General features: G+C 59.8%; 21 protein-coding genes and 1 pseudogene. 7 read left to right on the forward strand and 15 right to left on the reverse strand.

The features are described 5' to 3' along the window. Positions 1-15: 15 nt before the first annotated feature. Positions 16-978, forward strand: a complete 963-nt coding sequence (locus B9A31_RS26400; protein WP_025754094.1) for a LysR family transcriptional regulator — start codon at positions 16-18, stop codon at positions 976-978. On the opposite strand, the gene B9A31_RS26405 is transcribed toward B9A31_RS26400, so the two are convergent. The 6 genes from B9A31_RS26405 to B9A31_RS26430 all read right to left on the reverse strand — a co-directional run bounded on the left by B9A31_RS26405 (position 963) and on the right by B9A31_RS26430 (position 7,013). Further along, complete coding sequence (locus B9A31_RS26405) at positions 963-2,273, reverse strand: MFS transporter (RefSeq protein ID WP_033693705.1); 1,311 nt, start codon at positions 2,271-2,273, stop codon at positions 963-965. The genes B9A31_RS26400 and B9A31_RS26405 overlap by 16 nt on opposite strands. Positions 2,274-2,337: 64 nt before the next feature. Beyond that, positions 2,338-3,501, reverse strand: a complete 1,164-nt coding sequence (locus B9A31_RS26410; RefSeq protein WP_084297547.1) for an acyl-CoA dehydrogenase family protein — start codon at positions 3,499-3,501, stop codon at positions 2,338-2,340. A gap of 15 nt (positions 3,502-3,516) precedes the next feature. Next, positions 3,517-5,064: an AMP-binding protein gene (locus B9A31_RS26415; RefSeq protein WP_027615634.1), complete on the reverse strand. Its 1,548-nt coding sequence runs from the start codon at positions 5,062-5,064 to the stop codon at positions 3,517-3,519. Positions 5,065-5,566: 502 nt separating this feature from the next. Further along, complete coding sequence (locus B9A31_RS26420) at positions 5,567-6,019, reverse strand: DUF3429 domain-containing protein (protein WP_080587332.1); 453 nt, start codon at positions 6,017-6,019, stop codon at positions 5,567-5,569. 35 nt (positions 6,020-6,054) lie between these two features. Next, the gene (gene folE, locus B9A31_RS26425) at positions 6,055-6,615 is read right to left on the reverse strand and encodes a GTP cyclohydrolase I FolE (RefSeq protein ID WP_019096391.1); all 561 of its coding nucleotides are present in this window, start codon (positions 6,613-6,615) and stop codon (positions 6,055-6,057) included. Then, positions 6,600-7,013, reverse strand: a complete 414-nt coding sequence (locus tag B9A31_RS26430; protein ID WP_081741878.1) for a thiol-disulfide oxidoreductase DCC family protein — start codon at positions 7,011-7,013, stop codon at positions 6,600-6,602. Before B9A31_RS26430 ends, folE begins: the two co-directional genes overlap by 16 nt. Positions 7,014-7,241: 228 nt before the next feature. Here B9A31_RS26430 and B9A31_RS26435 point away from each other — a divergent pair, with 228 nt between their 5' ends. Further along, a complete protein-coding gene (locus tag B9A31_RS26435; protein WP_081741879.1) occupies positions 7,242-7,580 on the forward strand; it encodes a hypothetical protein in 339 nt (112 codons plus the stop codon). Positions 7,581-7,860: 280 nt separating this feature from the next. On the opposite strand, the gene B9A31_RS26440 is transcribed toward B9A31_RS26435, so the two are convergent. Continuing rightward, entirely contained in the window at positions 7,861-8,655 is a 795-nt protein-coding gene (locus B9A31_RS26440; protein ID WP_027615635.1) for a substrate-binding domain-containing protein, read from the reverse strand. A 183-nt stretch (positions 8,656-8,838) separates the two neighbouring features. On the opposite strand from B9A31_RS26440, the pseudogene B9A31_RS27620 reads away from it, so the two are divergent. From B9A31_RS27620 to B9A31_RS26450, 3 genes and pseudogenes are all read left to right on the forward strand, one after another. Beyond that, positions 8,839-8,982 (forward strand): annotated as a pseudogene (locus B9A31_RS27620) (MFS transporter); the annotation flags it as partial. Positions 8,983-9,320: 338 nt separating this feature from the next. Next, on the forward strand, positions 9,321-10,841 hold the full coding sequence (locus B9A31_RS26445; RefSeq protein ID WP_025754978.1) for a sensor domain-containing diguanylate cyclase: 1,521 nt from the start codon (positions 9,321-9,323) through the stop codon (positions 10,839-10,841). 14 nt (positions 10,842-10,855) lie between these two features. After that, positions 10,856-11,755: a DMT family transporter gene (locus B9A31_RS26450; RefSeq protein WP_019096386.1), complete on the forward strand. Its 900-nt coding sequence runs from the start codon at positions 10,856-10,858 to the stop codon at positions 11,753-11,755. A 48-nt stretch (positions 11,756-11,803) separates the two neighbouring features. On the opposite strand, the gene B9A31_RS26455 is transcribed toward B9A31_RS26450, so the two are convergent. The 4 genes from B9A31_RS26455 to B9A31_RS26470 form a co-directional block, all read right to left on the reverse strand. Next, entirely contained in the window at positions 11,804-13,057 is a 1,254-nt protein-coding gene (locus B9A31_RS26455; RefSeq protein WP_027615637.1) for an OprD family porin, read from the reverse strand. A gap of 59 nt (positions 13,058-13,116) precedes the next feature. Next, positions 13,117-14,421: a CitMHS family transporter gene (locus B9A31_RS26460; protein WP_016714085.1), complete on the reverse strand. Its 1,305-nt coding sequence runs from the start codon at positions 14,419-14,421 to the stop codon at positions 13,117-13,119. Between the two features lie 122 nt (positions 14,422-14,543). Beyond that, positions 14,544-15,857, reverse strand: a complete 1,314-nt coding sequence (gene dctA / locus B9A31_RS26465; RefSeq protein ID WP_025754976.1) for a C4-dicarboxylate transporter DctA — start codon at positions 15,855-15,857, stop codon at positions 14,544-14,546. A gap of 73 nt (positions 15,858-15,930) precedes the next feature. After that, the gene (locus B9A31_RS26470; RefSeq protein WP_019096383.1) at positions 15,931-17,010 is read right to left on the reverse strand and encodes a 4-oxalomesaconate tautomerase; all 1,080 of its coding nucleotides are present in this window, start codon (positions 17,008-17,010) and stop codon (positions 15,931-15,933) included. Positions 17,011-17,157: 147 nt separating this feature from the next. Here B9A31_RS26470 and B9A31_RS26475 point away from each other — a divergent pair, with 147 nt between their 5' ends. Further along, the gene (locus B9A31_RS26475; RefSeq protein ID WP_016714082.1) at positions 17,158-18,051 is read left to right on the forward strand and encodes a LysR family transcriptional regulator; all 894 of its coding nucleotides are present in this window, start codon (positions 17,158-17,160) and stop codon (positions 18,049-18,051) included. A gap of 60 nt (positions 18,052-18,111) precedes the next feature. On the opposite strand, the gene tcuB is transcribed toward B9A31_RS26475, so the two are convergent. From tcuB to B9A31_RS26490, 3 genes are all read right to left on the reverse strand, one after another. Beyond that, positions 18,112-19,293 (reverse strand): tricarballylate utilization 4Fe-4S protein TcuB, encoded by a 1,182-nt coding sequence (tcuB, locus tag B9A31_RS26480; protein WP_019096382.1) that lies wholly within the window; start codon positions 19,291-19,293, stop codon positions 18,112-18,114. Then, entirely contained in the window at positions 19,274-20,728 is a 1,455-nt protein-coding gene (tcuA, locus tag B9A31_RS26485) for an FAD-dependent tricarballylate dehydrogenase TcuA (protein WP_084297548.1), read from the reverse strand. Before tcuA ends, tcuB begins: the two co-directional genes overlap by 20 nt. A 148-nt stretch (positions 20,729-20,876) precedes the next feature. Beyond that, complete coding sequence (locus tag B9A31_RS26490) at positions 20,877-21,797, reverse strand: LysR substrate-binding domain-containing protein (protein WP_019096380.1); 921 nt, start codon at positions 21,795-21,797, stop codon at positions 20,877-20,879. A gap of 372 nt (positions 21,798-22,169) precedes the next feature. Here B9A31_RS26490 and B9A31_RS26500 point away from each other — a divergent pair, with 372 nt between their 5' ends. Further along, the gene (locus B9A31_RS26500) at positions 22,170-23,396 is read left to right on the forward strand and encodes an aminotransferase class V-fold PLP-dependent enzyme (RefSeq protein WP_025754974.1); all 1,227 of its coding nucleotides are present in this window, start codon (positions 22,170-22,172) and stop codon (positions 23,394-23,396) included. Between the two features lie 48 nt (positions 23,397-23,444). Here the strand turns inward: B9A31_RS26500 and B9A31_RS26505 are convergent, their stop codons facing one another. After that, on the reverse strand, positions 23,445-23,903 hold the full coding sequence (locus tag B9A31_RS26505) for an Lrp/AsnC family transcriptional regulator (protein ID WP_019096378.1): 459 nt from the start codon (positions 23,901-23,903) through the stop codon (positions 23,445-23,447). Positions 23,904-24,097: the final 194 nt, after the last annotated feature.

Consider the following 24,097-nt stretch of genomic DNA (forward strand, 5'->3'; position numbering starts at 1 on the left):
CTTGGAACCGCTCCAATGACCCTGAAACAGCTCCGCTACCTGATCGCCATCGTCGAAGCCGGCAGCTTCTCTTCGGCGTCTCGCCGCGCCTACATTGCTCAACCGGCACTGAGCAGGCAGATCAGCCTGCTGGAAAGTGAACTGGAAATGCAGTTACTGGACCGCCAGCACGATGGCATTGCCCTGACCGATGCCGGGCGCCAGCTCTACGAGGTGGCCCGGCAGGTGGTGCAGAAACTCGACTCGGTGAAGGACGAGCTGAAATCCAGCCGCGGCGACCCCAAGGGCCACGTGGCCATTTCCATCCCGGCCACCGCGGCCGACCTGCTGCTGCCGGAAATCGTCAGGCGCGCCGAACAGCGTTTCCCGGGCGTGACCCTGACGGTGTGGGACGGCCTCAGCCGCGAAGGAGGCCAGGCCATCGAGCTGGGTAAGGTGGACTTCGGCGTGGTACCCAATGCCGAGGAACTCGACCATGTCGAGGCCGAGCCGATCTTCACCGAGGCGCTGTACTGGGTCGGCGCATCAGCCCCTGGCACCCCCGACACCATCACCCTCGCAGAAGCCGCCGCCACCCGCCTGGTGCTACCGCCCAGGGCGCTGCACCTGCGCCGGCGCATCGAGCAAGCCGCCATGGAAGCCGCCGTCCCACTGACCGCAGCCTACGAACAGCAATCAGCGCCCGGCATCGCCAGCCTGGTGCGCGCCGGCCTGGCGGCGACCATCAGCAACTGGCCGCCGCTGAGCGTACTGCTCGAACCCACGGCGGCGCGGCGCATCGTCGAACCGCGCATCAGCCGCACCATCGCCTTGGCGCACTCCCAGCACAAACCCCTGTCGTTCGCTGCCGGTTGCCTGCGCGACCTGGTGCGCAGCGTGCTGATCGACCTGGTCAACAGCGGCCGCTGGCGGGGCGAGCTGATCGGCAAGGAGGCCGAGCCTCTGGAGTCGGTGCTCGGCGTTCAGCTGGCGGTCTGAGCGCGCGCCTGCCCGCCAGCTGCAGCCGACTCGCGCAGGCGCTGCTGGGTGCGCTGCGGGTTCATGGTGGCCAGGCCCACCAGCCCGGCTACCACCAGCACCGCGCCGCACACCAGGAAGCCCTGGGCATACCCCGCCGGGTGTTCGCTACCCGCACCTTGTACCAGCAAGCCGGTCACCACCGGCGCTGCCAGCCCGGCCAGCGAGGCGATGCCGTTGCCCATGGCGAGGATGCCGCCGCGCTGGGCCGCCGGGGTGAACTCGGCGAGCATTGCCGGGCCCACGGAATACATGACCAAGGCCATGCCACCACTGAAGGTCAGCGCGGTAACCCTTGCGGCCGTGCTCAGGCCAGGCAGCATCAGCGACGCCGACAACAGCCCGCCCAGTATCAAACAGATTGAAACGAATACGCCGCGAGCCACCCGTGACGGCAGGCCACGACGCATCAGGCGCTGGGAGAACCACGCCAGCAGCAAGCTCAGCGGCGTGGTCACGACGACGAACATGACGAAGATCCGCCCGGTCTGCAGCGGGTCGATACCCAGGCCCACTTGCAGGTAACTGGGCACCCAGGTCAGGGTAAGGGCCAGCGACCAGTTGGCGGCGAAGTGGCACAGGTAGTTGCCCAGCACGCTGGGGTCACCCAGCAGCCTGCGATAGGGAATAGCCGGCTCATCGGCCTTGAGCTGGCTGGCACGCAGGCGCTCGAGGGTGCCCTCCTGGCCCAGCCGCCACCACAACAGGCACCAGACCAGGCCGATCAGCGCAAGGATGATGAAATTGGTGCGCCAGCCGTAATGCAGGCTGACCCAGGGGATCATCGCCCCCGCCACCAGCAGGCCCATGGCACTGCCGGCATGCAGCAGGGCCACCGGCAGGTTGCGCCGGTCGTTGGGGAACCACTTGTACAGCGCATGGGTGGCGACCGGCGATGCCGGCCCCTCACCGATGCCCAGCAGAACCCGGCAGGCGACGATGGCCCACAGTGAGGTGGCAAACAACATCGGCAGCTGGATCAGCGCCCAGAACAGGCCCATGCCCAGCAGCAAAGTGCGGGTGGGGCGCCGGTTGGCCATGAATCCACCGACCACGGCGGAGATCGCGAAAAACCAATGCAAGGCGCCGCCGATCAGGCCGAACTCGGTGGCCGTCAGGCCCAGTTCGGCGCTCATCGGCACCGCTACCAGGCCGATCACCACCTTGTCGAGAAAGTTGACCAGCATCAGCAGGGCCAGCAGCGCGGCCACCAGCCAGGCGGTACGGGGGTTGGGCAGGGAAGAATCCGCAGTCATGGCGAGTACTCTTGTTATTGTTGTGGGGTGTTGCAAAAAGGCCGCCGCAAGGGCGGCCCGTCCTTCAGGCAGGCATCAGTACGCCTTTGGCGATGGTGTTGCGCTGGATCTCGCTGGTGCCGGTAAGGATACGCATCATCCGCGTGGCGCGGAAAATCCACTCCACCGGGTGGCCCTGCAGCAACCCGGCGCCGCCGTGCACCTGCACCGCTTTGTCGGCGATGCGGAAGGCAGCCTCGGAGACGAACAGCTTGCACATCGGCGCCTGGGTGCGGATATCGCCCCCTGCGTCGTTCACCTGGGCCGTGGCGTAGACCATGCTGCGCGCAGCGTGCAGCTCGGTGGCCATGTCGGCGATCATGTGGTTGACCGCCTGGAACATGGCGATCGGCTGGCCGAACTGCTTGCGGCTTCGTGCATGCTCGATCGACAGTTTCAGCGCCAGGCCGGCCATCCCCAGCAGGGTCGGGCAATGCAGCAGGCGGTTGAGGGTGATGCGCCCCATGGCCAGTTTGAACCCCTGCCCCTCTTCACCGATCAGGTTGGCTGCGGGCACGCGCACCTGGTCAAGCACGATGTCGCCGTGGGCACCGCCACCGGACATCACCGAATAATCGCTGTCGATTCGCACACCCGGGGCGTTGAGGTCGACGAAGAACGCCGAAATGCCCTGGGCGCCCTTACTCGGCCCGGTCACCGCCAGCAGCACCGCCAGGTCGGCGTAGGTGGCGCCAGAGATGTAACGTTTGCTGCCGCTGAGCACATAGTGGTCGCCGTCGCGGCGGGCCTGGGTAGAAATGGCGGTGGCATCGGAGCCGGCTTCGGCCTCGGTCAAGGCAAAGCACACGGCCTTTTCAGCGCGGCACACTGGCTTGAGAAAAGTCTCGACCTGGTAGGGGCTGGCCACCTTGAACAGGTGGCCAACCCGCGGCGGCCCCGACAGCTCGCCCAACACGTGTGAGGCGAGCATGGAGCCTGTCAGCACCGTAGCCTCCTTCACCGCGCACAAGTCGGCCACGTTCAGGCCGGCCCCGCCCATGCTTTCGGGCAGCATGACGGTGTACAGGCCCTGCTCGCTGGAAAGCTTCCATACCTGCCGCAGCACCGGCTGGGGGTGCGGGCGAGCCCAGTCCAGCTGTGCCTGCTGTTCCAGCGGGCGTACCTGATCGCGGACGAAACCCTCGATCGCTTCGATAATCTGCGCAGCCTTTGCACTGGGTTGATACATGGTGATGCTCCCTGGTCAGATACGACGTTCGCTGTGTTGCCAGTAGGTGTCCCGGACCAGGCGGCGTACCACCTTGCCATTGGGGTTTTTCGGCAGTTCGCTGACAAAGTCGACGCCGCGCGGCTTCTTGAAACCGGCCAGCGCACGGCCGCAACGCTCGATCAGCTCGGCGGCCTCCAGTTGCGCCTCGGGCTTGAGCACGACCACTGCGCGCACCGCTTCGCCCCACTGCGAGTCGGGCACGCCGACCACCGCCACCTCGAACACTTCGGGGAAGCCGTAGATCACCTGCTCCACTTCGCTGGGGTACACGTTGAAACCGCCGGAGATGATCATTTCCTTCTTGCGATCGACGATGAACACGTACCCCTGGGCGTCGACCGTCGCCAGGTCGCCGGTAAGGTAATAACCGTCGCGCATCACTTCTGCGGTGAGCGCCGGGGCGCGCCAGTAGCCCTGCATCACGTCGGGGCCCTTGACCACGATCTCGCCGACTTCACCCGGGGCCACATCCTCGAACGCCTCGTTGACCACTCGCAGGTCGGTCTCGAAGTAGCACCGCCCGCAGGAGGCCAGGCGCCGATAATCGCCGTCTTCCACCAGGTGGTCCTGCTCGGTCAGTACAGTGACCAGCGAACAGGTTTCACCGGCGCCGTAACCTTGCGCGAGAATCGGCCCGAACAGTTCGATGGCCATTTTCACCAGGGCCGGTGCCATGGGCGCGGCGCCGTACATGACCAGCTTCAGGCTGGACAGGTCGAAGCGTTCAACGCCGGGGTAATTGACCAGGCGGTTGATCATCGCCGGCACCAGGAACAGCCGCGTCACCCGTTCGCGTTGGATGGTCTCCAGCAATAGGCGGTCGTCATAACGGTCGAGCAGCAGGTTGCAAGCGCCCACCGCCAGCAGCGGCATGATCTGCATACCGCTGGCATGGGTGATGGGCCCCACGTGGGCCATGACGTCGCCTGGCGCGGAGCGCCGTGTGGGGCTGGCAATGCTCTTGCGCACCAGCGCCTTGCGGTTGCCGAACGACAGCATCGCAGCCTTGAGCACGCCGGAGCTGCCGGACGTGTAATGCAGCACGGCCAGCGCATCGTCGGCCGGGTCCAGGCCCAGCGGTGCCTCACTGCCGCGCTCGAGCAACGCGGCATAACCTAGATCACCGCCCTCGCCTTCCAGCGCGATCAGCTGGCGCAGCAGCGGCAACTCCCTACGCCTCGCTGCCAGCGCCTGGGCAAAACTGGCATCGGTTATTAGTGCAACGCTGCAGGAGTCTTCCAGCACACGCACCACTTCATCCACTGACAGCCGCGCATTGATCGGCACCTTCACCATCGCCGCCTTGTACAGCGCCACTTCCGCTTCGACCAGCTCCACGCGGTTGGCGGCGAGAATCGCCACATGCTCGCCGACACCCACGCCCAGCGTACCCAGCGCTGAGGCCAAGCGGTTGCTGCGGCGCTCCAGCTGGGCGTATGTGACGCGCGTCTGGCTGTCCGCCACGGCGATGTGGTTCGGCCAGTAGCGGGCACTTCGGGTAATGATCGTTCCAAGGTTCACGTTGTTGTTCTCGTCGACAGGAAGACATCGACGATGCTAATCAGCTGTGCGCGTGCAGATGAAATACAAGTTTCAGATGTAGGCCATAACTTTATTGGCTAGCGTAAGGCCTAGACATGCTGGGGCTGGCGATCGGTTGGGATATGGCAGTCATCGTTTGTGGCAGCGTCGTTTCATGAGAGAGCGATTTCGACCAATAACGGATACCCCTCAACGCTCTGTAGTCAGTGCCGGCCTTCAGATGTCCGCTATGGGGCGAAAGCTGACAGTCGCAGAGTGACCGATATCGACCCAAAGCGGTCATGCCGAACGGCATCCTCAGGCCATGAGCAGTCTTCATTCATGGCTGCTTTATATTTAGACGGGTCTAATAATTCGTATAATTTGAATCGCCCCTGGTTTCCTAGATCCCTCCAGGTCTCATTAAAAGGCTTGGAGGTGTCTAGGACACCAGGGGCGATTCAGGGTGCCCAACCGCTCACATCGGGATAATGAGTTCAATCTAAAAAACCAGTACAAGCGCACCAATTAGCAAACACACACTTGCGACTATGGTTAAACGTACTCGCATAGGCCAGTACCACCCAGGCAAAATATTGACCAATTTACGATCTTGCCAAAGATGCCCAATGAAACCACAAGCTAATACCAAGCAGCCCCATGACACAGGTAACAACATGCTAACCCAACCGATGAGGGCTGGAATAACACTCCACACGAGCCTCTCCTGTCGTCCATTTGCAGACAATCCCTGTAACGTCATAGCGAAACCCCAATGCAAGGCCCCGACAAAACTCAGTATCACAGCCCCATAGCCAACCAAAGCAACAGATAGAAAATCTCGGTAATCAGTCGCTAAACAAATCAGCAGTGCCACACCAACGAACGGCAGCAAGCCACTATAACCCAGGACTTTAAAACGATTTGAAGATAACGTATTGAAAACTGCACTCATGGGCACGTTCTTCCTATGCGGCTAGGGATCATATTTCAGGTATGTCGCCCAATGAGGTTGAGGAATTCGTGCCGGGTAGTCGGGGAGTCTCGGAACTCACCCAGCATTACCGATGAAATCATCACTGAGTTCTGCTTTTCTACACCTCGCATCATCATGCACATGTGCTTGGCCTCGATAACGACGCCAACACCTGCCGCATCAGTCACTTCCTGCATGGCACACGCAATCTGTCTAGTCAAATTCTCTTGAATCTGCAAACGGCGGGCAAACATATCGACTACGCGCGCCACTTTGGAAAGCCCTAATACTCGTCCTGTTGGCAGGTAGGCGACATGCGCTTTCCCAATAAACGGCAACATGTGATGCTCGCACAATGAGTACAACTCAATATCGCGAACGACCACCATCTCATCATTCTGACTTTCGAACAAAGCGCCATTGACTAGCTCAGCTAGGCTCTGGGTATAGCCATTGCATAGATATTGCATCGCTTTGGCAGCACGTTGGGGGGTATCCAAGAGCCCTTCTCGCTGCGGGTTTTCACCAACGCCAACAAGGATTTCACGATAATGCTCGGCTAGCGAATGTGACATTTGGATTCCTCACCTTTGCAACGTTGCCTACCCTCGGGATGGGGTAACCAGGCCAAACTTGGCCTCAAACGACAGAACAACCTGTACAGAACTGAAAGCAAAGGACGTAGCGGACGCCAAGCCAGTGGAGCGGCCCACATCCCAACACCGGCAGCACGCCAGCTCCAAAGGGTAGCGTCCAAGCCTGTTACCCAATGATCGTTCGCGAACCTTGCGTGCAAGCACGATCTCATTTGCTCAATCGACAGGCCAAGAGGTATGGGATCGAAGTCATCGCCATCGATATCGATCAGGATGAGCTTTGCTGCAGTTGAACGCCTGCGCAGGAAGGCAACCTCCCTGGCGCACAATGGGCAGGCACCGTCAAAATAAAGGGTCAAAGGCCACTGGCAATACATGTACAACACCTCAATTTTGTACAGGTTTTGTATAAGTTAGCGGAACCCGCGAAATTAGCAATGGCCGTGATGAGGGATCACCTCGTAAAGCGCCCACTCACTGGAGGCTGGTGGGTTCAGTAGCTTCAGGCGGATGACGGGCTCCGGCTAGAGACGTCAAGCCATAGCCGGGATCGAAGGTAGTTAGGTGAATCCGCGACGTGCGGAATCAACAAGACGGTAAAGCAGATGCAGGGCATCGAACTCGCCGACTTCATCAATTTCTACCTGTCCCGCAAGCACCGCGATGAGAAAGGGAAAGGTTGCACCCTAGCGGCACTGGGCGGAGACGCCGCTCGACAGTTCGATGACATCAAAGCAGCTTACGAGGCTGGGATTGAAAAGTTGCTGGAGGTTTTACAGGGCGAGGATGACGAACCGAAAGCAAGTCGTGCGGAAATCATCGACACCTTCGCACACGCCCTCGGTGCCTTGATTCTGTCTCGCGCTTGTCCGGACGACTCACCACTTGCTGATGAAGTGCTCAGCGTGTGCCATGAGCAGATCATGGCCAAATTGACGCCCTGAGGCAGGCCCATCCATTCCCCATGAGCGTCACTGCTCAAGCATGAGTCCTTTCCACTTGAAAGGTGGGCGCCCTGGTATGGAGATCAAGCCCCCCGCATCTGCGGCGTTCTCGGCCACTTCCCTCGGCGCATAGGCGGAAGCATAAACCGGCTGTTTCTGACCGTTGAGCTGGCCTATCCGGGGTTGATGCCACGACCCCATGCAGACACTCGCAGAGCGAAGGCTGCGACAAGACCGGCGTGTCTTGCCGCAGCCCCTGTGTCGATGTCGGCGCTCGCAGTCAGCTTGCTGCATGGGGGAGCGGCGTCAAGCCACTCTCTTTGATCGCTGCGTCGGCTTCTGGCGATGCCAGGTAGTCGAGGAGCGCCTGGGCTGCGGCATGATGCTGACTCTTACTGACAACAGCGCCCGAATACATGGTCATTTTCTGCGCTTCAGCCGGGATCAGACCGACGATGTCGATACCCTTTACTGGCTTAAGCTCACTTAGCTGTTGAAAGCCGATCTGTGCTTGGCCGCGAGCGATCACAGCACCGACAGGCTCGGCAGGTATCATGTGAGCCTTAGACTCGAACTGGTCACCAAGCTGCATGCGAGGGAACAGAGTCTTGGAAAGGTATACCCCGCTTGCGCTGTCGGAGTATGCGACAGAGTTGCTATTTTGCAGCACCGTGCGCAATGTCTGCATGGTGCTTATGTCCGGCTTCGGTTCACCTTTTCGAACGGCCATGGCAATGAAGGATTTTCCGAGATCTATTCGACTGGTTTTGTCGGCTTGACCGCTGGCGACCAAGTTGTCGAGGGCGGAACCTACCATCAGTACGACATCCGCCTGCTCACCACGAGCTAATCTGTTTGGAACGGCCTGCGGGGTTTCCCCCATCGAAGGAGCGGCAAGAACTTTCAGCTTCACACCATATTTCTTCTCATATACTGGCGCCACTTCCCGGATAGCGCCCATGATGCCGCCGGAGCTCAGAACGGTCAGCGTCTGCTCACCGCCGCGTACCGCGTCAGCAGCCGAGCAGACGAATGAAGTGGTTAGGAGGGTGGCACAGAACAGCACGCGCAGCATTGGAGTTTCTCCACATGTAAAGGCGCAGAATCCTACCGGTCCGAAGCAAAACTTCTGATTAATCAACGATTAAGAATATTTTACTTTTTACCCGCAAATGACATCTACGGGTCGACAGCAGTGAATCGTGGGGTCGCCCACGGGCAAGAACAGCCCGCAAAAGAAATCGGAATATCTATGATGCCCGGCAGCTGCCTGCTGCTGCCGTGGATTCCTTCGTTCGGCGGGGTGGCCCTAACCCAGACGGTCTTTGCGATAGCAGGTTCGCTGTTCGCTCCGGCGATTGCCGCTATCTCGCTCGGCATCGCAGGCCCGGAAGCCTTCACTCCGCCTCAGGCCTCTTAGCGAAAACGCTCCGATTATCTGATCGTATCAACAACTGGGACGAAAGTATCAGTTGGGACATCCTGACAGGGCGCGAACTTTGGAAAGTACCGTGCGCTACGTCCAGGACGCCTTGCCCAATCGTCATGTTCACAGTTCTGAAAACCTTGCGGGGAGATAACAAACGGGGTTTGAAAGAACACGTAATTCTGTCGGACATTCCAGCAACTTCGGTGTTATATTATTCCACATGAACCAGTTGGTTACTTCCTGACCGTCTGGTTAGTTAAAGCGTGTCAGCGCTCAACTTGGTCTTTAGGGAAAAAGGCGTGTGAATTGACGTGAAGCGTGACATCCACCTCGTTGTGCTACTCCTATCGGTCATCGGTTGCTCTCTCGCCTCGTTGACGCTGTGGAAAGTCATGGCCTCTCGCGAGCGCGCCCTGGAAGATGCCAACATCCATGGCCTTAACCTGACCCAGGCACTGTCCACCTACTCGGAAGGTATCATCCGCCAGAGCTCGATTCTGTTGCTTGGCCTGGTCGAGCGCCTGGAAACCGAGGGCGTCGCACCTGCGCAGATCGAACGGTTGGATCAACTGGTCAAGCGCCAGCAACCATTAATGCCGCAGATGAGCGGCATTATGATTTACGCCAAGGACGGGCGCTGGCTGATGTCGTCCAACCGGCCGACCCCCGTCGGCGCCAACAGTAGCGACCGAGCCTTTTTCATCCACCACCGTGACGACCCATCCCGCGACCCTTTCATCGGCCTGCCAATCCTTAGCCGCGTCAACCAGGAATGGGTAATCACCATCAGCCGGCGGTTCAACGATGACCACGGCGAATTCGCCGGCGTTGTCGCCATGACGCTTGGCGTGGAGAACTTCCTACAGCTTTTTGGCAAACTGGATGTCGGCCATGACGGTGCCATCGGGCTGGCCTATACCGACGGTTCCATGCTGGTGCGCTATCCGTTTCGGGAACAGGATATGGGGCGCAACTTTTCGAAGTCGCCCATTTTTACCAAGTATCTCGTTGACCATTCAGCGGGCACTGCATCGTTCACCTCCAGCCTGGACGGCGTGGAGCGCCTCTATGCGTTTCGCAAGAGCGACAAGCTACCCCTGGTGACAACGGTCGCGCTGGGCAAGCAGGAAGCACTCTCGGCCTGGCGGCTCGAGGCGCTGCTGTCGTCGCTGGTGGTCGCGGCGCTGCTGGCGCTGACCGGAGCCATTGGCTGGCTACTGATTCGCGCCATGAGCCGGCGAAGCGCGGTCGAAAGCGAGCTTCGACTGACCCAACAGCAGCTGCTTGAGAGCAACCAACAGCTCGAAAGCCTGGCGATGCACGATTCGCTGACGGGGCTTGCCAACAGGCGCTGCTTTGACGAAGCGTTGACCCAGGAGATCCGCATGGCCCATCGAAGCGGGACCCCGCTGGCTTTGCTGATGATCGACATCGACCACTTCAAACGCTACAACGACACCTATGGGCATCCGGCTGGCGACTCCTGCCTGCAGCAGATGGCTTACCTGCTCTCTTCCTGCATCCGCCGCCCTCGCGACCTGCTAGCGCGCTACGGGGGTGAAGAAATGGCCGTTATCCTGCCCGATACCGACATCGACGGAGCGGCCGTCGTCGCCAGGCTGATGCTCGAGCGCTTGGCCTTGCAACCTATCCCTCACGAAGGCAGCCCTTTCGGGCATATGACTGCCAGTATCGGCATCGCCTGCTCCGATGGAACAGCCCTCGACAGCCCGCAATCGCTAATTGAACGCGCCGACCAGGCGCTCTATATCGCCAAGCAAGCTGGCCGCAATCGCCTGCATGTCGATCGGGCGAATGTATTAAACCAATGACAAGGAATGTATTGATGCAATCTCATTTCGGCAAAGGCGTCCTCTTTGCACTCTGCGCCGCAGCACTGAATGCAACGATCGGCGTACTCAGCAAAGTGTTGATGAACAGTGGATTCAGCTCCAGCAGCATCGCCCTGATAAAAACAGTCCTCGGCTGCCTGTTGCTATCGGCATTGCTACTGTTTCTCAAGCGCCCGCTGCATACCGCCAAGTGGATACATGCCGCCGTTTGCGCATTTCTCGGCATTTTTGTGTTGTTCCACTTTGAAACCTCGGCCTATAGCCATTATGCCGCGGCAGGCGTCGTGGTGATTCTGATGGCAAGCGCCTCCATTTCTTCGATTTTGCTGGGACGGATAGTCCTCAAGGACCCGATCACCGCCAACGCGACGGTAGGCGCCGGTTTGACAATAGCCGGCATTGCCGTGATTTTTGGCGCGGACCTGGAACAAGGCTTCACCCTGCAAGGTGCGGTGCTCGCTGCGATCGGAGGCTGCGGTTATGGCGCATTTTCGGTTGCCATGAAGCGCATGGGCGTTTCCGGGGGGCTGCATTTCACTCGCCAACTGTTGTTTTTCGGCAGTCTTTATCTGCTGATGCCGGCTGCAACCGATGGATTCATCATCGGAGAGCTTTCATTGGCGGCAGTCATGGCATTGCTGGCTCTGGCTGCGTTGCCGACCATCCTCGGCTTCTTCTGTACCACCAAGGCCATCGAGTACCTGAAACCCTCGCAAGTCCAGGCGCTGGAGCTAACCGAACCACTGTTTGCCGCACTGCTGGCGTTCGTGGTGCTCAATGAAGTACCGCGGGACACGTTGTACCTGGGGGCCGGGCTGATTCTCTTCGGCCTGTGCTTCTCCAATGAGCTGATCCGACTGGGCAAGAAAGCGCCACAGCCGTCCCAAGCATGAAACGCGTGCGAGCAAGCACCTTAAGACGTGCCTGCTCGCACGGCCGCATTACCAAATCGCGATATCGTAAGTCAGGTAGATCCGGTTGCTGTCGCGCCCTCGGGAAAAGTCAGAGCGGTAGACGTAGTTGCGAAGCTTCACACCCAGACCTTTCACAGGCCCGGATTGCACCACGTAGGCGAGCTCCATGTCACGCTCCCATTCGCTGAGCCCGGCATCAGCCGAGCGACCGTTGTCCCCGCTGAGGTAGCGCGCCATGAAGGTCAGCCCGGGGACACCGGCCGCCGCAAAGTTGTAGGCATAGCTCGCCATCCAGGTTTTTTCTTCCTCCTCGATGAACTTGCCGATGCCAACGTTGCTGAACGAGTAGACCGTTGCGCCGCTGATGTACGGCAACCCAGCCTCGCCGTCGAGTATCTGGTAGCCGGCGCCGAAAGTGTGCCCGGAATGAGCGTACGAAAGCTGCCCACTGAACATGTCGTTGTCGATCTGACCACCATGAGCGGCCCCGCTGTCGCGGCTCTTGAAATAGCGCAAGTCGGTGGTCAACACACCGCCGGCCAACGGCAAGTCGTGGACCAGGCCTAAGTAGTCCTGACGATAGAAGTGTTCGAGCTGGCCGTGGAAATAGCTCACGCGTAGCTGCTTGCTGATGGCATAGTCGGCCCCGCCAAAACTGAAATCGCCAGACTCGCCGCCACTGTAACCATCCAGGAACAGGCCGGTGCTATCGGAGGAGTCGCGCTGCTTGAAGCGGTCCAGATGTCCGGCGGTCAGGGTCAGGCCATCGACATCGGTACTGGTCAGCTGCGTGCCTTGATAGGTCTGCGGCAACAACCGCGCATCGTTGTAGACCAGCACCGGCGTCTTTGGCAGCAAGGTGCCATGCTTGAGCACGGTCTGCCCCAGTCGCGCCTTGGCCGTCACCCCGGCACTGGCGAACTCGTCAGCAGCACGGCCATCGTCATGAACCGGCAGCAAGCCCGTACCGCTGCGGCCGCGGCCCGAATCGAGCCGCACGCCTGCGAGCCCCAGGGCATCGATCCCCAGCCCCAGCGTGCCTTGAGTGAACCCTGACTGATAGTCGAGCAGAAACCCTTGTGCCCATTCCACCCGCTCGCTCTTTGCATTTGCAGCAGCGCGGGCGCTCATGCCTTGTTCGTCGCGGAAGTTTTCGTTGAAGTAAACGTTGCGCAGCTGCAGCTTGAGCTTGCTGTCGTCGATGAATCCCGCGGCACCGGCCACAGGAAGCCAGCCGCACAGCAGGCCACAAGTGGCCCCACGGAAAACAGTTCGGGACATGTTCGATACTCTGTTGTTGTTCTTGGATGAGGTTGGGCGCCAACGGCGCCCTGGACAGATCAGACGAAGAAGGACAAGGCACCCGTGACCAAGGCCAGTGCGGTGATGACCAGCGATGTCAGCACCGCCCATTTCACCGTGGCCTTCTGGAAGTCGCCGATGTCGCGATCGACCATGCCCACCAACAGCAAGGTCGATGCTACCAGCGGGCTCATCAGGTGCACTGGCTGCCCAAGCACCGAGGCGCGGGCGATTTCAACCGGGTCAATGCCATAGGCGGCCGCAGCGTTGGCAAGGATCGGCACCACGCCAAAGTAGTAGGCGTCATTGGACAGTACGAAGGTCAGTGGCATGCTGGTCAGCGCCACAACCAGGGGGAACCAGTGGCTCCAGGCCTCGGGAATCCAGTCGACCAGGGTCTGCGCCAGAGCATCGACCATCTTGGTGCCCGAGAAGATCCCCGCAAAGATGCCGGCGGCGAATACCAGCAGTACCACGGTCATGGCGTTGCCCGAGTGGGCGAGGATGCGCTCCTTCTGCAGCTCCAGCTGCGGGTAGTTGATCATCAGCGCAGCGACGAAACCGATCATGAACAACAGGGCGGAGTGCATGACACCCATCACCAGAGCCGTCATGACGGCAATCACCAGCACAAGGTTCACATAGGCCAAGCGTGGGCGCTTGTGCGGGTTGTCACCGAGGATTTCCTTGATATAGCAGTTGCCGCCCCCTGACTCCAGGGCGATGTTGCCGATGCGTCGCCGCTCGGCACGGCCCAGCAGGAATGCGGTGAACACCACCCATACCGCACCGCCGATAACGGTCGGCAGCATCGGGATGAAATATTCGGTGGCATCCAGCCCGAGCGCGGCAATGGCCCGGGTCGCCGGCCCACCCCAGGGGCTCATGCCACTCATGATGCTCAGCGAGAGCATGGACACCGTTGCCAGGATCATCGGGTTCATGCCAATGCGCTTGTACAGCGGCAGCATGGCTGCGCAGGTAATCATGTAGGTGGTGGTGCCGTCACCATCGAGCGCGACCAGCAGCGACAGCAGCGCGGTACCGATGGCGATCTTGACCGGGTCGCCATTGACACGCTTGAGGATCTTGCGGATTAGCGGGTCGAACAGGCCAGCATCGATCATCAAACCGAAGAACAGGATGGCGAACAGCAACAGGGCCGCTGAAGGCGCCACCATTTTCAAGCCATCGAGCATCATCTTGCCCAGTTCGGGGGCAAATCCACCGATCACTGCGAAGACAATGGGTACTACAGTGAGCGCAACGATTGGCGACAGGCGTTTGCTCATGATCAGGTAGGTGAAGGTCACCACCATGATCAGGCCCAGGAGTGCGAGCATGGTCTTTTCTCTTGTTTTTATTCTGTTACGGCCATCGGCAAGGCAGATGGCCCCTACCCCACTCGGCATCGCTGTGATGCTGAGTGGGATTCTAAGTCAACAATGGGAGGGTAAGAGGCTTTTCAGCCGTGATGCCGGGGCTCCGCAGACCAGTCGGACTGCGTAATATCCGCCTCGTCCGATGTGGCAGGAATGCCGTTCAGGCGGCGTAGCAAGGTTTCCCGTTCACAGGCATTCTCAGACAGTGAGATGACCACGGTGGCCACGGCGTTGCTGGCCAGGCTGGTCAGGGCACGCGCCTCGGACATGAAGCGATCGATGCCGATCAGCAAGGCAAGCCCTGCAAGCGGGATGTCGTGAATGACGGTCAAGGTCGAGGCCAGCGCAACGAAACCGCTACCGGTCACACCCGCGGCGCCTTTTGACGACAACAGCATGATCGCCAGCATCGTCACCGTCTGCCCGAGGCTCAGATCAATGTTGCAGGCTTGGGCGATGAACACCGCCGCCAAAGAAAGGTAGATGGCGGTACCGTCGAGGTTGAAGGAATAGCCGGTTGGCAGCACCAATCCGACCACGCCTTTTTTGCAGCCAAGCTTCTCCAGTTTCTCCAGCATGCGCGGCAGCACAGGCTCGGTGGACGAAGTGCCGAGCACCACCAGGAACTCCTCGCGGAAATAGCGCAGCAGCTTCCACAGGCTGAAACCATGGGCGCGGCAGATGCCGCCAAGCACCACCAGCACGAAAAACGCACAGGCTATGTAGAGCGTACCGACCAGCTTGGCCAATGCGCCAAGGGACGTCACACCGTACTGACCGACGGTGAAGGCCAGCGCACCGAAGGCACCGACCGGGGCGAAGCGCATCAGGTAGCCGAAAATGCGGAACACCATGGTCGAGGCGGACTCCAGCACATCGAGTACCGGCTTGCCCTTCTCGCCCATGGACGACAAGGCAAAACCGCTGAGCACCGCGATGAACAGCACCGGCAACACTTCACCCTTGTTGAACGCACCGATGAATGTGTCGGGAATGATGTGCATGAAGAAGTCGACAACGCTGAGCTTTGCTGCCGACGCGGCGTACTGGCCGAGCCCCGCAGTGCTGAGAGTGGCAGGGTCGATGTTCATGCCGACACCAGGGCGGAACAGGTATACCGCTGCCAGGCCGATCATCAGGCTGATGACGGTCAATACCAGGAACAGCAGCAAGGTTTTGCTCATCAAACGCCCCAGGGAGCGCTTGTCGGTCATCCCGGCAATACCGGTGACGATGGTGCAGAAAACCACCGGCGCGATCATCATCTTGATCAGCTTGATGAACGCATCACCCAGAGGCTTGAGCGCAACGGCCTGTTGCGCCCAGAAGTGACCGACCACCACGCCCAGCAGGACGGCGCAGAGGATCTGGAAGTACAGCGATTTGGCGAGTCTCATGTAGCATCACCCATTGTTGAAATTGTGCGGATGCGCTTGTTGCGAATATACAGGTCTGGGTTACCGCCTGGGCTTACCCCGCCAACCTGCGGAATGTTGGGGCGTAAACGAAGCCTGAGAAAAGCCGGCGGGCAGTTCGCACCACCGAGGCCTGAATCGTCTTGCCATCGACACCGCTGCGTGACAGTGCGACATCGATACCACCACTTGGGTGTTCCAGGCGCACCTCGACCAGTTGCTCGGCGCCCTCGCCCAGCAGTTCGCCGATAACTGTGCCAGGGCTGACGCAGGCAGTCGCCAGCCCTATCGCTCCGGTGATGGCCAGCGCGCGGTGGCAGTTGTGCGGCATGAAGTAGCGAACCTGCACCGTGCCGTCATAGCGGGGCTTGGACACCAGTACCGGCTTCGGGATGACCATACCGCTGACATCACCCAGGCCCATGGCCTTGCCGGCCTTTAGACGCAACGCCTCGAGGCGCTCGAGCAGACCGACGTTGGCATCGAGTTCGGCCGGGGTTTCCGAACCTGTGACACCCAGCTGGCTGGCCTCTACCAACATCATCGGCATGGCCATGTCGATGCAGGTGACCGGTACGCCATCGATCACATCCTTGGCCTTGCCAGTCGGGAAAAGCTTGCCAGTCTTGCTGCCGACCGCATCGAGGAAGGTCAGGTGCACCGGCGCGGCAGTGCCCGGTACGCCATCGATCGCCGTGCGGCCTTCGTAGCGCACGATGCCGCCTGGGGTCTCCACCAGCGAATTGACGAAAGTGCCGGTATTGAGGTTGCGAATACGTACCAGAGTTTTACCGTCCTGGCCTTTGACAAGACCTTGCTCGATGGCGAACGGGCCAACGGCACACAGCATGTTGCCGCAGTTGGGCGCGGTATCGACCCTGCGCTGGGCGACCATGACCTGCACGAACAGGTAGTCGACGTCGGCGTCGGCATGCAGCGAGGGGCTTACAATCGCTACCTTGCTGGTCTGCGGGCTACCGCCACCGATGCCGTCGATTTCCAGTTCATGCCCGGAACCCATCAGGTTGATCAGCAATTCGTCGCGTTCGACCACATTGGCAGGAAGGTCCCATGCATGGAAGAAGGGGCCCTTGGAGGTGCCACCGCGCATGAGTACGCAAGGAATTCGTTGCATGATTTCGCACTCTCGTTGATCAATGGACATCATTGATGCTGTGGACACAAGATTGACAGGGATATATAAATCATTCCAATGCAAATATCGTAGCCATTATTCCGCTTTAAGCATCAATAATGACCAGGGCCAAAGAGCGATTTCGAGATGGAATATGAACTGCAAGACATACGATCTTTCGTGAAAATCGCCGAACTCGGCAGCTTCCATGAAGCTGCGGAAGCATTGCACCTGTCGCAGCCCGCCCTGAGCCGGCGGATTAAAAAGCTCGAGGAAGGGCTGGGCACTTCGCTGCTGGAACGCACTACCCGTCGCGTCAGTCTTACCAGCGTCGGGCGTGACTTCCTGCCCAAGGCCAGGCGCCTGCTGGATGACTTCGAGGACTCGATCCTGAGCATTCGCGAACTCGCCGAACGACAGACCGGCCAGGTCACCCTCGCCTGCATCCCGACCGCGGCGTTCTATTTCCTGCCGTCGGTGATCCGCGATTACAACGAGCAATACCCCAAGATCCGCATTCGTCTGCTGGACCTCAGCGCCAACGACGGGCTTGAGGCCGTACTGCGGGGTGAAGCCGATTTCGGCATCAATATGATGAGCGGCCAGCACCCGGACATCGAGTTCGTCTCCCTGGTACAGGAGCATTTCGTCCTGGCCTGCCGCAGGGACCACAAGCTGGCGAACCGTGAGGCCGTCACCTGGACAGAACTGGCCGACTACCGCCTGATCGGCGTAGGCCGGCTTAGCGGTAATCGGATGCTGCTGGACCATGCCCTGTCCGGTCTCAACCTGCGGCCCAAGTGGTTCTATGAGGTTCAGCACCTGTCCACCTCGCTGGGCATGGTCGAAGCCGGGTTGGGCGTGTCGGCCATGCCCAGCCTGGCCATGCCTAACGCCGACCACCCTACGCTCGTCAGCGTGCCGCTGATCGAACCCCAGGTCACCCGCACCCTGGGATTGGTCTATCGCCGAGGGGCGTCGCTGTCGCCAGCTGCAGAGAAGTTCGTGTCGATCTTGCTGGACAAGTGGCCCAACCGGTGAGCGAAACGCCTTGCGTTTCGCGCGGCGCGGCACAGGGGAAAAAACGGCTGCGTCCATGGTTCACTCCCCTCCCAGGCCCAGTTCGTTGGGCCGGCGTTTCTCGATCGCGAACTTCAAGAGTGCCGCGCTGCGGAACAGGCCATGGGCGAACTTGCCGTAGGGCAGCGTGACGAATAGCGCCATCACAGTGCCCAAATGGATCGCCAGCAGGATCGCCATCGCTGCGGTATCACGCAGGCCAAGCAACGCAAGGCCCGTGATGCTGACCAGCAGCAGAAGCAGGATGAACGCCCGGTCCATGGGCCGCTGGGCAACATCGCCCTGCTCCGGCGCCCTGCGCAGGTTCAGCGCCAACAGCCCGGCCGGCCCGACGATCAAGCCAATACCGCCGAGTGTTCCGAGCAACACCGGTGCACTCAGCAGCGGGTACGGCGCCTGCTGGCCCAGCAGGTAGTGATAGCCGGTGGCGACCACCGTGGCGGCAAAGCACAACATGAAGCCGTAGAAGGTGAAGTGATGGAAGCGCCGGCGCCAGAGCGTGAAGCGATCATCGGCATTGTTGCAACCTTGGCCATGTCCGCCGTCTAGGTATTTCAGGGTCAACGCTGCGCTTGATGCCTCGAACACTGCCCCTTTGGCCGGTTGCGCCAGCGCCTCGGCAGGCGAGACCGAGCGCCAGAAGCGTCGTACAGCCACCGCCAGGGCCAGCGCTGCAGCGGCAAAGACGCTACCGAACATCAGGGCCAGGGTATTGTGTGGGAAGACCGCATAGAAATTACCAGCCAACCGCCCGGGCAGCAGCGTGCCATTGACGAACAAGGTCAGCAGCAGGAACAGCGACAAGGCTACGGCCAATGCACTGGCAACATAGGTGCCGTTGTGCGTGTAGAGCCGCCCGAAGAGAGCCGGCCACGCATACTCGGTGTATGTCTGGCCGCGCACCTTGGCCATCGCCTGGGGCACGTTTACCGCGAATTCGTGGGGCTGCGCGTACTGGCAGGCATGCAGGCAAGCGCCGCAGTTGTGGCACAGGTTGGCCAGGTAATGGATGTCGGCCTTGGCGAACTCCAGCCTGCGGGTCATTGCCGGGAAAACCGCGCAGAAGCCTTCGCAGTAACGACAGGCGTTGCATATCCGCATTTGTCGGTCCACTTCCCGTTCCTCCAGGTTCAACACCGGGATCAGTTCGAAGGCTGACGGGGCGGCTTCAGGCTGGCGTGGTTCAGGCAGTTGCGCAGTCATGGCGTCTCTCTTTTTCTGGATGTTCATAACCCGCCGCCGCAGCGGCGCTGGTGCCGGCGATACGCCCGAAAGCGGTGCCGATGGACATGCCAACACCTGCGGTGTAGCCCTTGCCCAGTACATTGCCCGCCATCATCTCGCCGGCAACAAACAGGTTCGGGCTGGGACGCCCGTCGAAATGGACGGAGGCGGTTTCATCGGTGCGCAGCCCCAGGTAGGTGAAAGTCACGCCGGGGCGCAGCGGGTAGCCGTAGTAAGGAGGCGTATCGATCGGGCGCGCCCAGTGGCTTTTCACCGGTTCCAGGCCTACGGTGTGGCAGTCGTCCAGCTGGGTGTGGTCGAAAGTGCCCACCTGGCAGGCTCGGTTGTAGGCATGCACGGTTTCGATGAAGGCCTGCACAGGCAAACCGAGCAGGCCGGCCAACGCCTCCAGGCTATCGGCGGTGGCGCCCGGGAAAACCGGTGGCATGAAGCGCCCGAGGGCTTTCCGGTCGATGATCGAGAACCCGACCTGCCCTGGCTGATGCGCGACCAGGCGCCCCCAGATGGCATAGCGCTTGGGCCAGAAGTCCTCTCCTTCATCGTAGAAGCGCTGACCGTCGCGGTTGACCACCACGCCCAGCGACACACAATCGATGCGCGTGCAGATGCCGCCGTCGTATAGCGGTGCGCGGGCATCGATCGCCACCATGTGTGCCTGCGTCGGGTCGCCAATCGTGTCGGCGCCCAGTGCAATCATGCGGCGCAACAGCACCCCATCATTGAAGCGCGTGCCACGGATCAGAAAATTGTCCGAAGGCCACTCCCCTCGCTCGTTCTGCCCCCACGCCTCGCGCAACCATTGGCGGTTGGACTCGAAACCACCGGCAGCAAGCACACAGGTACGCGCCTCGATGCGCTCGGCAGGCAGGTGTCGCCCTTGAACCTCACGTGCCGGCACATGGGCAGCGACGAAGCGTCCGTCCTGCAGTTCGATGTCGGCTACTGGCGTGTCGTAGCGTATCTGTACGCCAAGGTTTTCAGCGCTGCGAAAGTAGGCATTGACCAGCGCCTTGCCGCCGCCCATGAAGAAGGCATTGGTCCGTGCGGTGTGCAGCGCACCAGACAATGAGGGCTGGAAATGCACGCCATGCCGGCGCATCCACCCGCGACAGCTGGAGGATGCGCGAATCACCAGGCGCGCAAGCTTTTCGTCGGTCTGGCCACCGGTGACCTTCAACAGGTCTTGCCAGAACTCCTCTTCCGGGTACGCCTCGAGCAGTACGTCCTGGGGGTCATCATGCATGCACCGCAGGTTACGCGTGTGTTGTGAGTTGCCACCACGCCAGGCGCGGGGTGCGGCCTCGAGCAGCAGCACGCTGGCTCCGGCCTCTCGCGCCATCAGCGCGGCACAGAGGGCGGCATTGCCCCCTCCGATGACTAGCACATCGATCATTTCGCCTCCAGATCACGAAGAGCCGAATGTTCGGCTGCTCCTCGTGACCGGGGACTTTAATGAGAGCCCGGGGTGTGCGAAACGCGATCGTCGGGGGGAGGTATTCAGTTTTTCTAAAGGGGCTGGATGAACGCACCCAGAATCCGGGTCAAAGCAGCCGGGCTCCAGGCCATCGGCCCTGTTCCACCAGATCCCGAGCGACCTCCTGCAGTACGATCCGTGTTGCCAACGCTGCCGGCGAGAGCTCGTCATCGGTCAGGCTGACAATTACATTGCGCCGCTGCGCCTGTGCTTCATCGATGGCAAACACGCGCAGGCCCGCCTGATGCGCCCGGGCCACCGTCGCGCCGGGCTGGATGGTGGCGGCATGGCCCGCACACACGCAATCCATCAACAGCGACAAACCATCGACTTCCATGACGATGCTGGCCTCCAGCCCTGCCCGCTCGAAAATCGAACGCAACGTCGTGCGCAGGCCATGTTGGGTGCTGGGCATCACCAAGGGGAGCGTCGAGATCTGTCGCAACGTCAGCGACTCACCCCACCCGACCTCGACCAACGGAGCGGGAACCAGCACGAACAGCCGCTCCGTCAGAAGCGCCCGGACATCCAGCCGCGGCCCCGTCTCCGTCTGGAACAGTACCGCCAGGTCAAGGTGCCTGGCATTAAGTTGGTTCATCAGATAGCCAGACAACATTTCCACCAGGTGCAGGCGGATGTCCGGATAGCGTTTGCGCATCCTGTCGATCAACGCCAAGCCAAGAATCGATGCGGTGGTCGGTGCCAGCCCTACGCTCGCATAGCCGCTCATGCGGCCACTTTGTGCCGCCAGGACAGCGTGCTCCGCCTGACGAAGCGCCAGGCGCGCATGGTATTCGAAGGCCAGGCCGGCCGCCGTCGGCGAGACGCCGGTACTCGAACGTGTCAAAAGCCGGGTACTCACCTCGCTCTCCAGCTTCGACAGTTGCTGGCTCAGGGCGGAGGCGCCGACCCCGAGCTCGACCGCCGCCCTGCCAAGACTGCCGTAATCCAGAACACTCAGGAAATAGCGAAGCTGACGTAACTCCATGCGAATCTCTTTCAACGATGGGGGTGGTCCTTGAGCATGTTAAACGTATTTGCACAACGTGTGCGGTCAAGCCTTGATCGACATGACCCTGATGCAAAATGCTCGTGCAGCTTGGCTTCCAAAGCAGGCGCATTGTTCGAGAAAACCATGGCGTGAACGTCGAACCAAAACGGCACCCCTGCGAAAAGCGCGAGGCGTGCTCTTACTCGCTCGAGTAGGTTAGATTTCTGACGAGAAACGGTCACGGGGAACCAGACTTACGCAGGATTCGTGCATAGTGGTTTTTTTTAGATTGAATACGCCCACTTAATGCGGCGGTTCGCGATTAGCATATTTACCGTTAGAACCCAACTGTTCAGACGGAGCACAACCGTGACCACAATCGACCTTTCCTTTATCCGTAGCCAGTTCCCCGCATTCTCTGAGCCTTCCCTCGAAGGCCAAGCATTTTTCGACAACGCGGGGGGCTCTTATGCCTGCCGGGACGTCATCGAAAATCTGAATCGGTTTTATCGTCAGAACAAGATGCAGCCATATGGTGCACACCCGGCCTCTCGTCGTGGTGGTGAAGAGATGGATCACTCTCATGCAGAAATTGCTGCGTATCTGGGAGTAGAGGCTGAAGAGGTGCACCTTGGCCCATCCTCGTCCCAGAACATCTACGTCCTTGCGGAAGCCTTCGCAAACCGTCTTGATGCCGGTGACGAAATCATCGTTACCAACCAGGATCACGAGGCGAACAATGGCGTGTGGCGTCGCCTTGCAAAACGCGGCATTGCTATCAAAGAATGGCAGGTGAACCCTACCACCGGTTCCCTGGAGCGAAGCGGTCTTGAGGCTTTGCTTTCGCCACGAACCAAAGTGGTCGCTTTCGCGCACTGTTCGAATATTTTAGGTGAGATCAACCCGGTACGCGAAATCTGCGAAATCGTCCATTCCGCCGGTGCAGTTGCTGTTGTGGATGGTGTTTCTTACGCTGGGCATGGGTTCCCGGATGTACGCGAACTAGGGGCCGATATTTACCTGTTCTCCCTCTACAAAACCTTCGGCCCTCACCTTGGCGCCATGGTCATCCGTCGACCAGTGATGGACTTTTTGGGCAACCAGGCACACTACTTTAACGCGGCGCATCTCGCCAAATGGTTTGTGCCTGCCGGCCCTGATCATGCGCAAGTCGCCGCAGCAAGCGGTGTGACTTCGTACTTCGACAACGTCCATGCTCATCACTTTCCAAACGCTAGCGTAAGTGATCGAGCAGCGAACGTACGAAATCTCTTCAAAGATGCAGAGGCCGCGCTCCTGCCGCAGCTGCTGGATTTCTGTGCGAATGATTCACGGGTACGCTTGCTCGGCCCTACTGACGCCAAAAACAAAGCCGCGACTTTGTCAATTCAAACGATGAAATCATCCCCTCGCGAGGTTTCTGAGCGACTGGCTAAAAAGGGCATCATCGCAGGTGCCAGTCATTTCTATGCAGTCCGCCTGCTTGAAGCGCTCGGCGTTAACCCAGAGGAAGGTGTTCTGCGTCTCTCGTTCGTCCACTACACAACTCCAGAGGAAATTCATCAACTGATTCAAGCTCTGGATCAGTCGCTCTAAGCCTATCTGAACTAGGGCATTGCCACGTACAATGCCCTTAGTTCACAGTCAGACCAAACTTCCTACCAAGTCATCCAGACATATGAACGATTGAGTGCTACTGATATCAGGGTGTGAGCTCAGCTCATCAACCAAGATTTTTGTAAAATCTGCCATGCGTGGCGCGACCACGCGAATCATAAAGTCAACATCACCCGTTATGCCAGTCGCCAATCTGACCCATGGTCTGTTCTGAAGGAGCAAGGCCACTCGCTCTCGTGCTCCAGGCTTGTTTCTGTGTAAAGTCACAATGATCCAGGCACTTACATCGTTACCCAGCTTACCTTCATCTATTACCGCTGTGTATCCCTTGATCACCCCAACTTCTTCAAGCCTTTTCACTCGGCGCAAGCACTGTGACGGCGACAGTCCGACTTGAGTTGACATCTGCTGATGGCTGATCCGACCATCTTTCCGAAGCACCGAGATAATTCGCGTATCCATTCTATCAAGCTGAATATCAGTCATTATCCACCCTCTCCATGCAGGATTCCTGCGCATCATAACGCTCGGCACTTACGAATTGCAAACCTCATGCACGCAAGCAGAGATAGACTTAATTTCGTTAACGCGCTTGAGGCAAAGTTCCTCTCCAACCCAGCAACCGGAACTTCAATCGATCTTTGGGAAGCCTTCACAGCGAGGAGCGGCGGCCTTTCCAT

Source organism: Pseudomonas sp. URIL14HWK12:I5, from assembly GCF_900176445.1.
GTDB classification, from domain to species: domain Bacteria; phylum Pseudomonadota; class Gammaproteobacteria; order Pseudomonadales; family Pseudomonadaceae; genus Aquipseudomonas; species Aquipseudomonas monteilii.

Excerpts from the sequence above, each read along its gene's own strand:
- B9A31_RS26400 (WP_025754094.1), top strand. The coding sequence starts at position 16 with ATGACCCTGAAACAGCTCCGCTACCTGATCGCCATCGTCGAAGCCGGC.
- B9A31_RS26405 (WP_033693705.1), bottom strand. The coding sequence starts at position 2,273 with ATGACTGCGGATTCTTCCCTGCCCAACCCCCGTACCGCCTGGCTGGTG.
- B9A31_RS26410 (WP_084297547.1), bottom strand. The coding sequence starts at position 3,501 with ATGTATCAACCCAGTGCAAAGGCTGCGCAGATTATCGAAGCGATCGAG.
- B9A31_RS26420 (WP_080587332.1), bottom strand. The coding sequence starts at position 6,019 with ATGAGTGCAGTTTTCAATACGTTATCTTCAAATCGTTTTAAAGTCCTG.
- folE (WP_019096391.1), bottom strand. The coding sequence starts at position 6,615 with ATGTCACATTCGCTAGCCGAGCATTATCGTGAAATCCTTGTTGGCGTT.
- B9A31_RS26430 (WP_081741878.1), bottom strand. The coding sequence starts at position 7,013 with ATGTATTGCCAGTGGCCTTTGACCCTTTATTTTGACGGTGCCTGCCCA.
- B9A31_RS26435 (WP_081741879.1), top strand. The coding sequence starts at position 7,242 with ATGCAGGGCATCGAACTCGCCGACTTCATCAATTTCTACCTGTCCCGC.
- B9A31_RS26440 (WP_027615635.1), bottom strand. The coding sequence starts at position 8,655 with ATGCTGCGCGTGCTGTTCTGTGCCACCCTCCTAACCACTTCATTCGTC.
- B9A31_RS26450 (WP_019096386.1), top strand. The coding sequence starts at position 10,856 with ATGCAATCTCATTTCGGCAAAGGCGTCCTCTTTGCACTCTGCGCCGCA.
- B9A31_RS26455 (WP_027615637.1), bottom strand. The coding sequence starts at position 13,057 with ATGTCCCGAACTGTTTTCCGTGGGGCCACTTGTGGCCTGCTGTGCGGC.
- B9A31_RS26460 (WP_016714085.1), bottom strand. The coding sequence starts at position 14,421 with ATGCTCGCACTCCTGGGCCTGATCATGGTGGTGACCTTCACCTACCTG.
- dctA (WP_025754976.1), bottom strand. The coding sequence starts at position 15,857 with ATGAGACTCGCCAAATCGCTGTACTTCCAGATCCTCTGCGCCGTCCTG.
- B9A31_RS26470 (WP_019096383.1), bottom strand. The coding sequence starts at position 17,010 with ATGCAACGAATTCCTTGCGTACTCATGCGCGGTGGCACCTCCAAGGGC.
- B9A31_RS26475 (WP_016714082.1), top strand. The coding sequence starts at position 17,158 with ATGGAATATGAACTGCAAGACATACGATCTTTCGTGAAAATCGCCGAA.
- tcuB (WP_019096382.1), bottom strand. The coding sequence starts at position 19,293 with ATGACTGCGCAACTGCCTGAACCACGCCAGCCTGAAGCCGCCCCGTCA.
- tcuA (WP_084297548.1), bottom strand. The coding sequence starts at position 20,728 with ATGATCGATGTGCTAGTCATCGGAGGGGGCAATGCCGCCCTCTGTGCC.
- B9A31_RS26490 (WP_019096380.1), bottom strand. The coding sequence starts at position 21,797 with ATGGAGTTACGTCAGCTTCGCTATTTCCTGAGTGTTCTGGATTACGGC.
- B9A31_RS26505 (WP_019096378.1), bottom strand. The coding sequence starts at position 23,903 with ATGACTGATATTCAGCTTGATAGAATGGATACGCGAATTATCTCGGTG.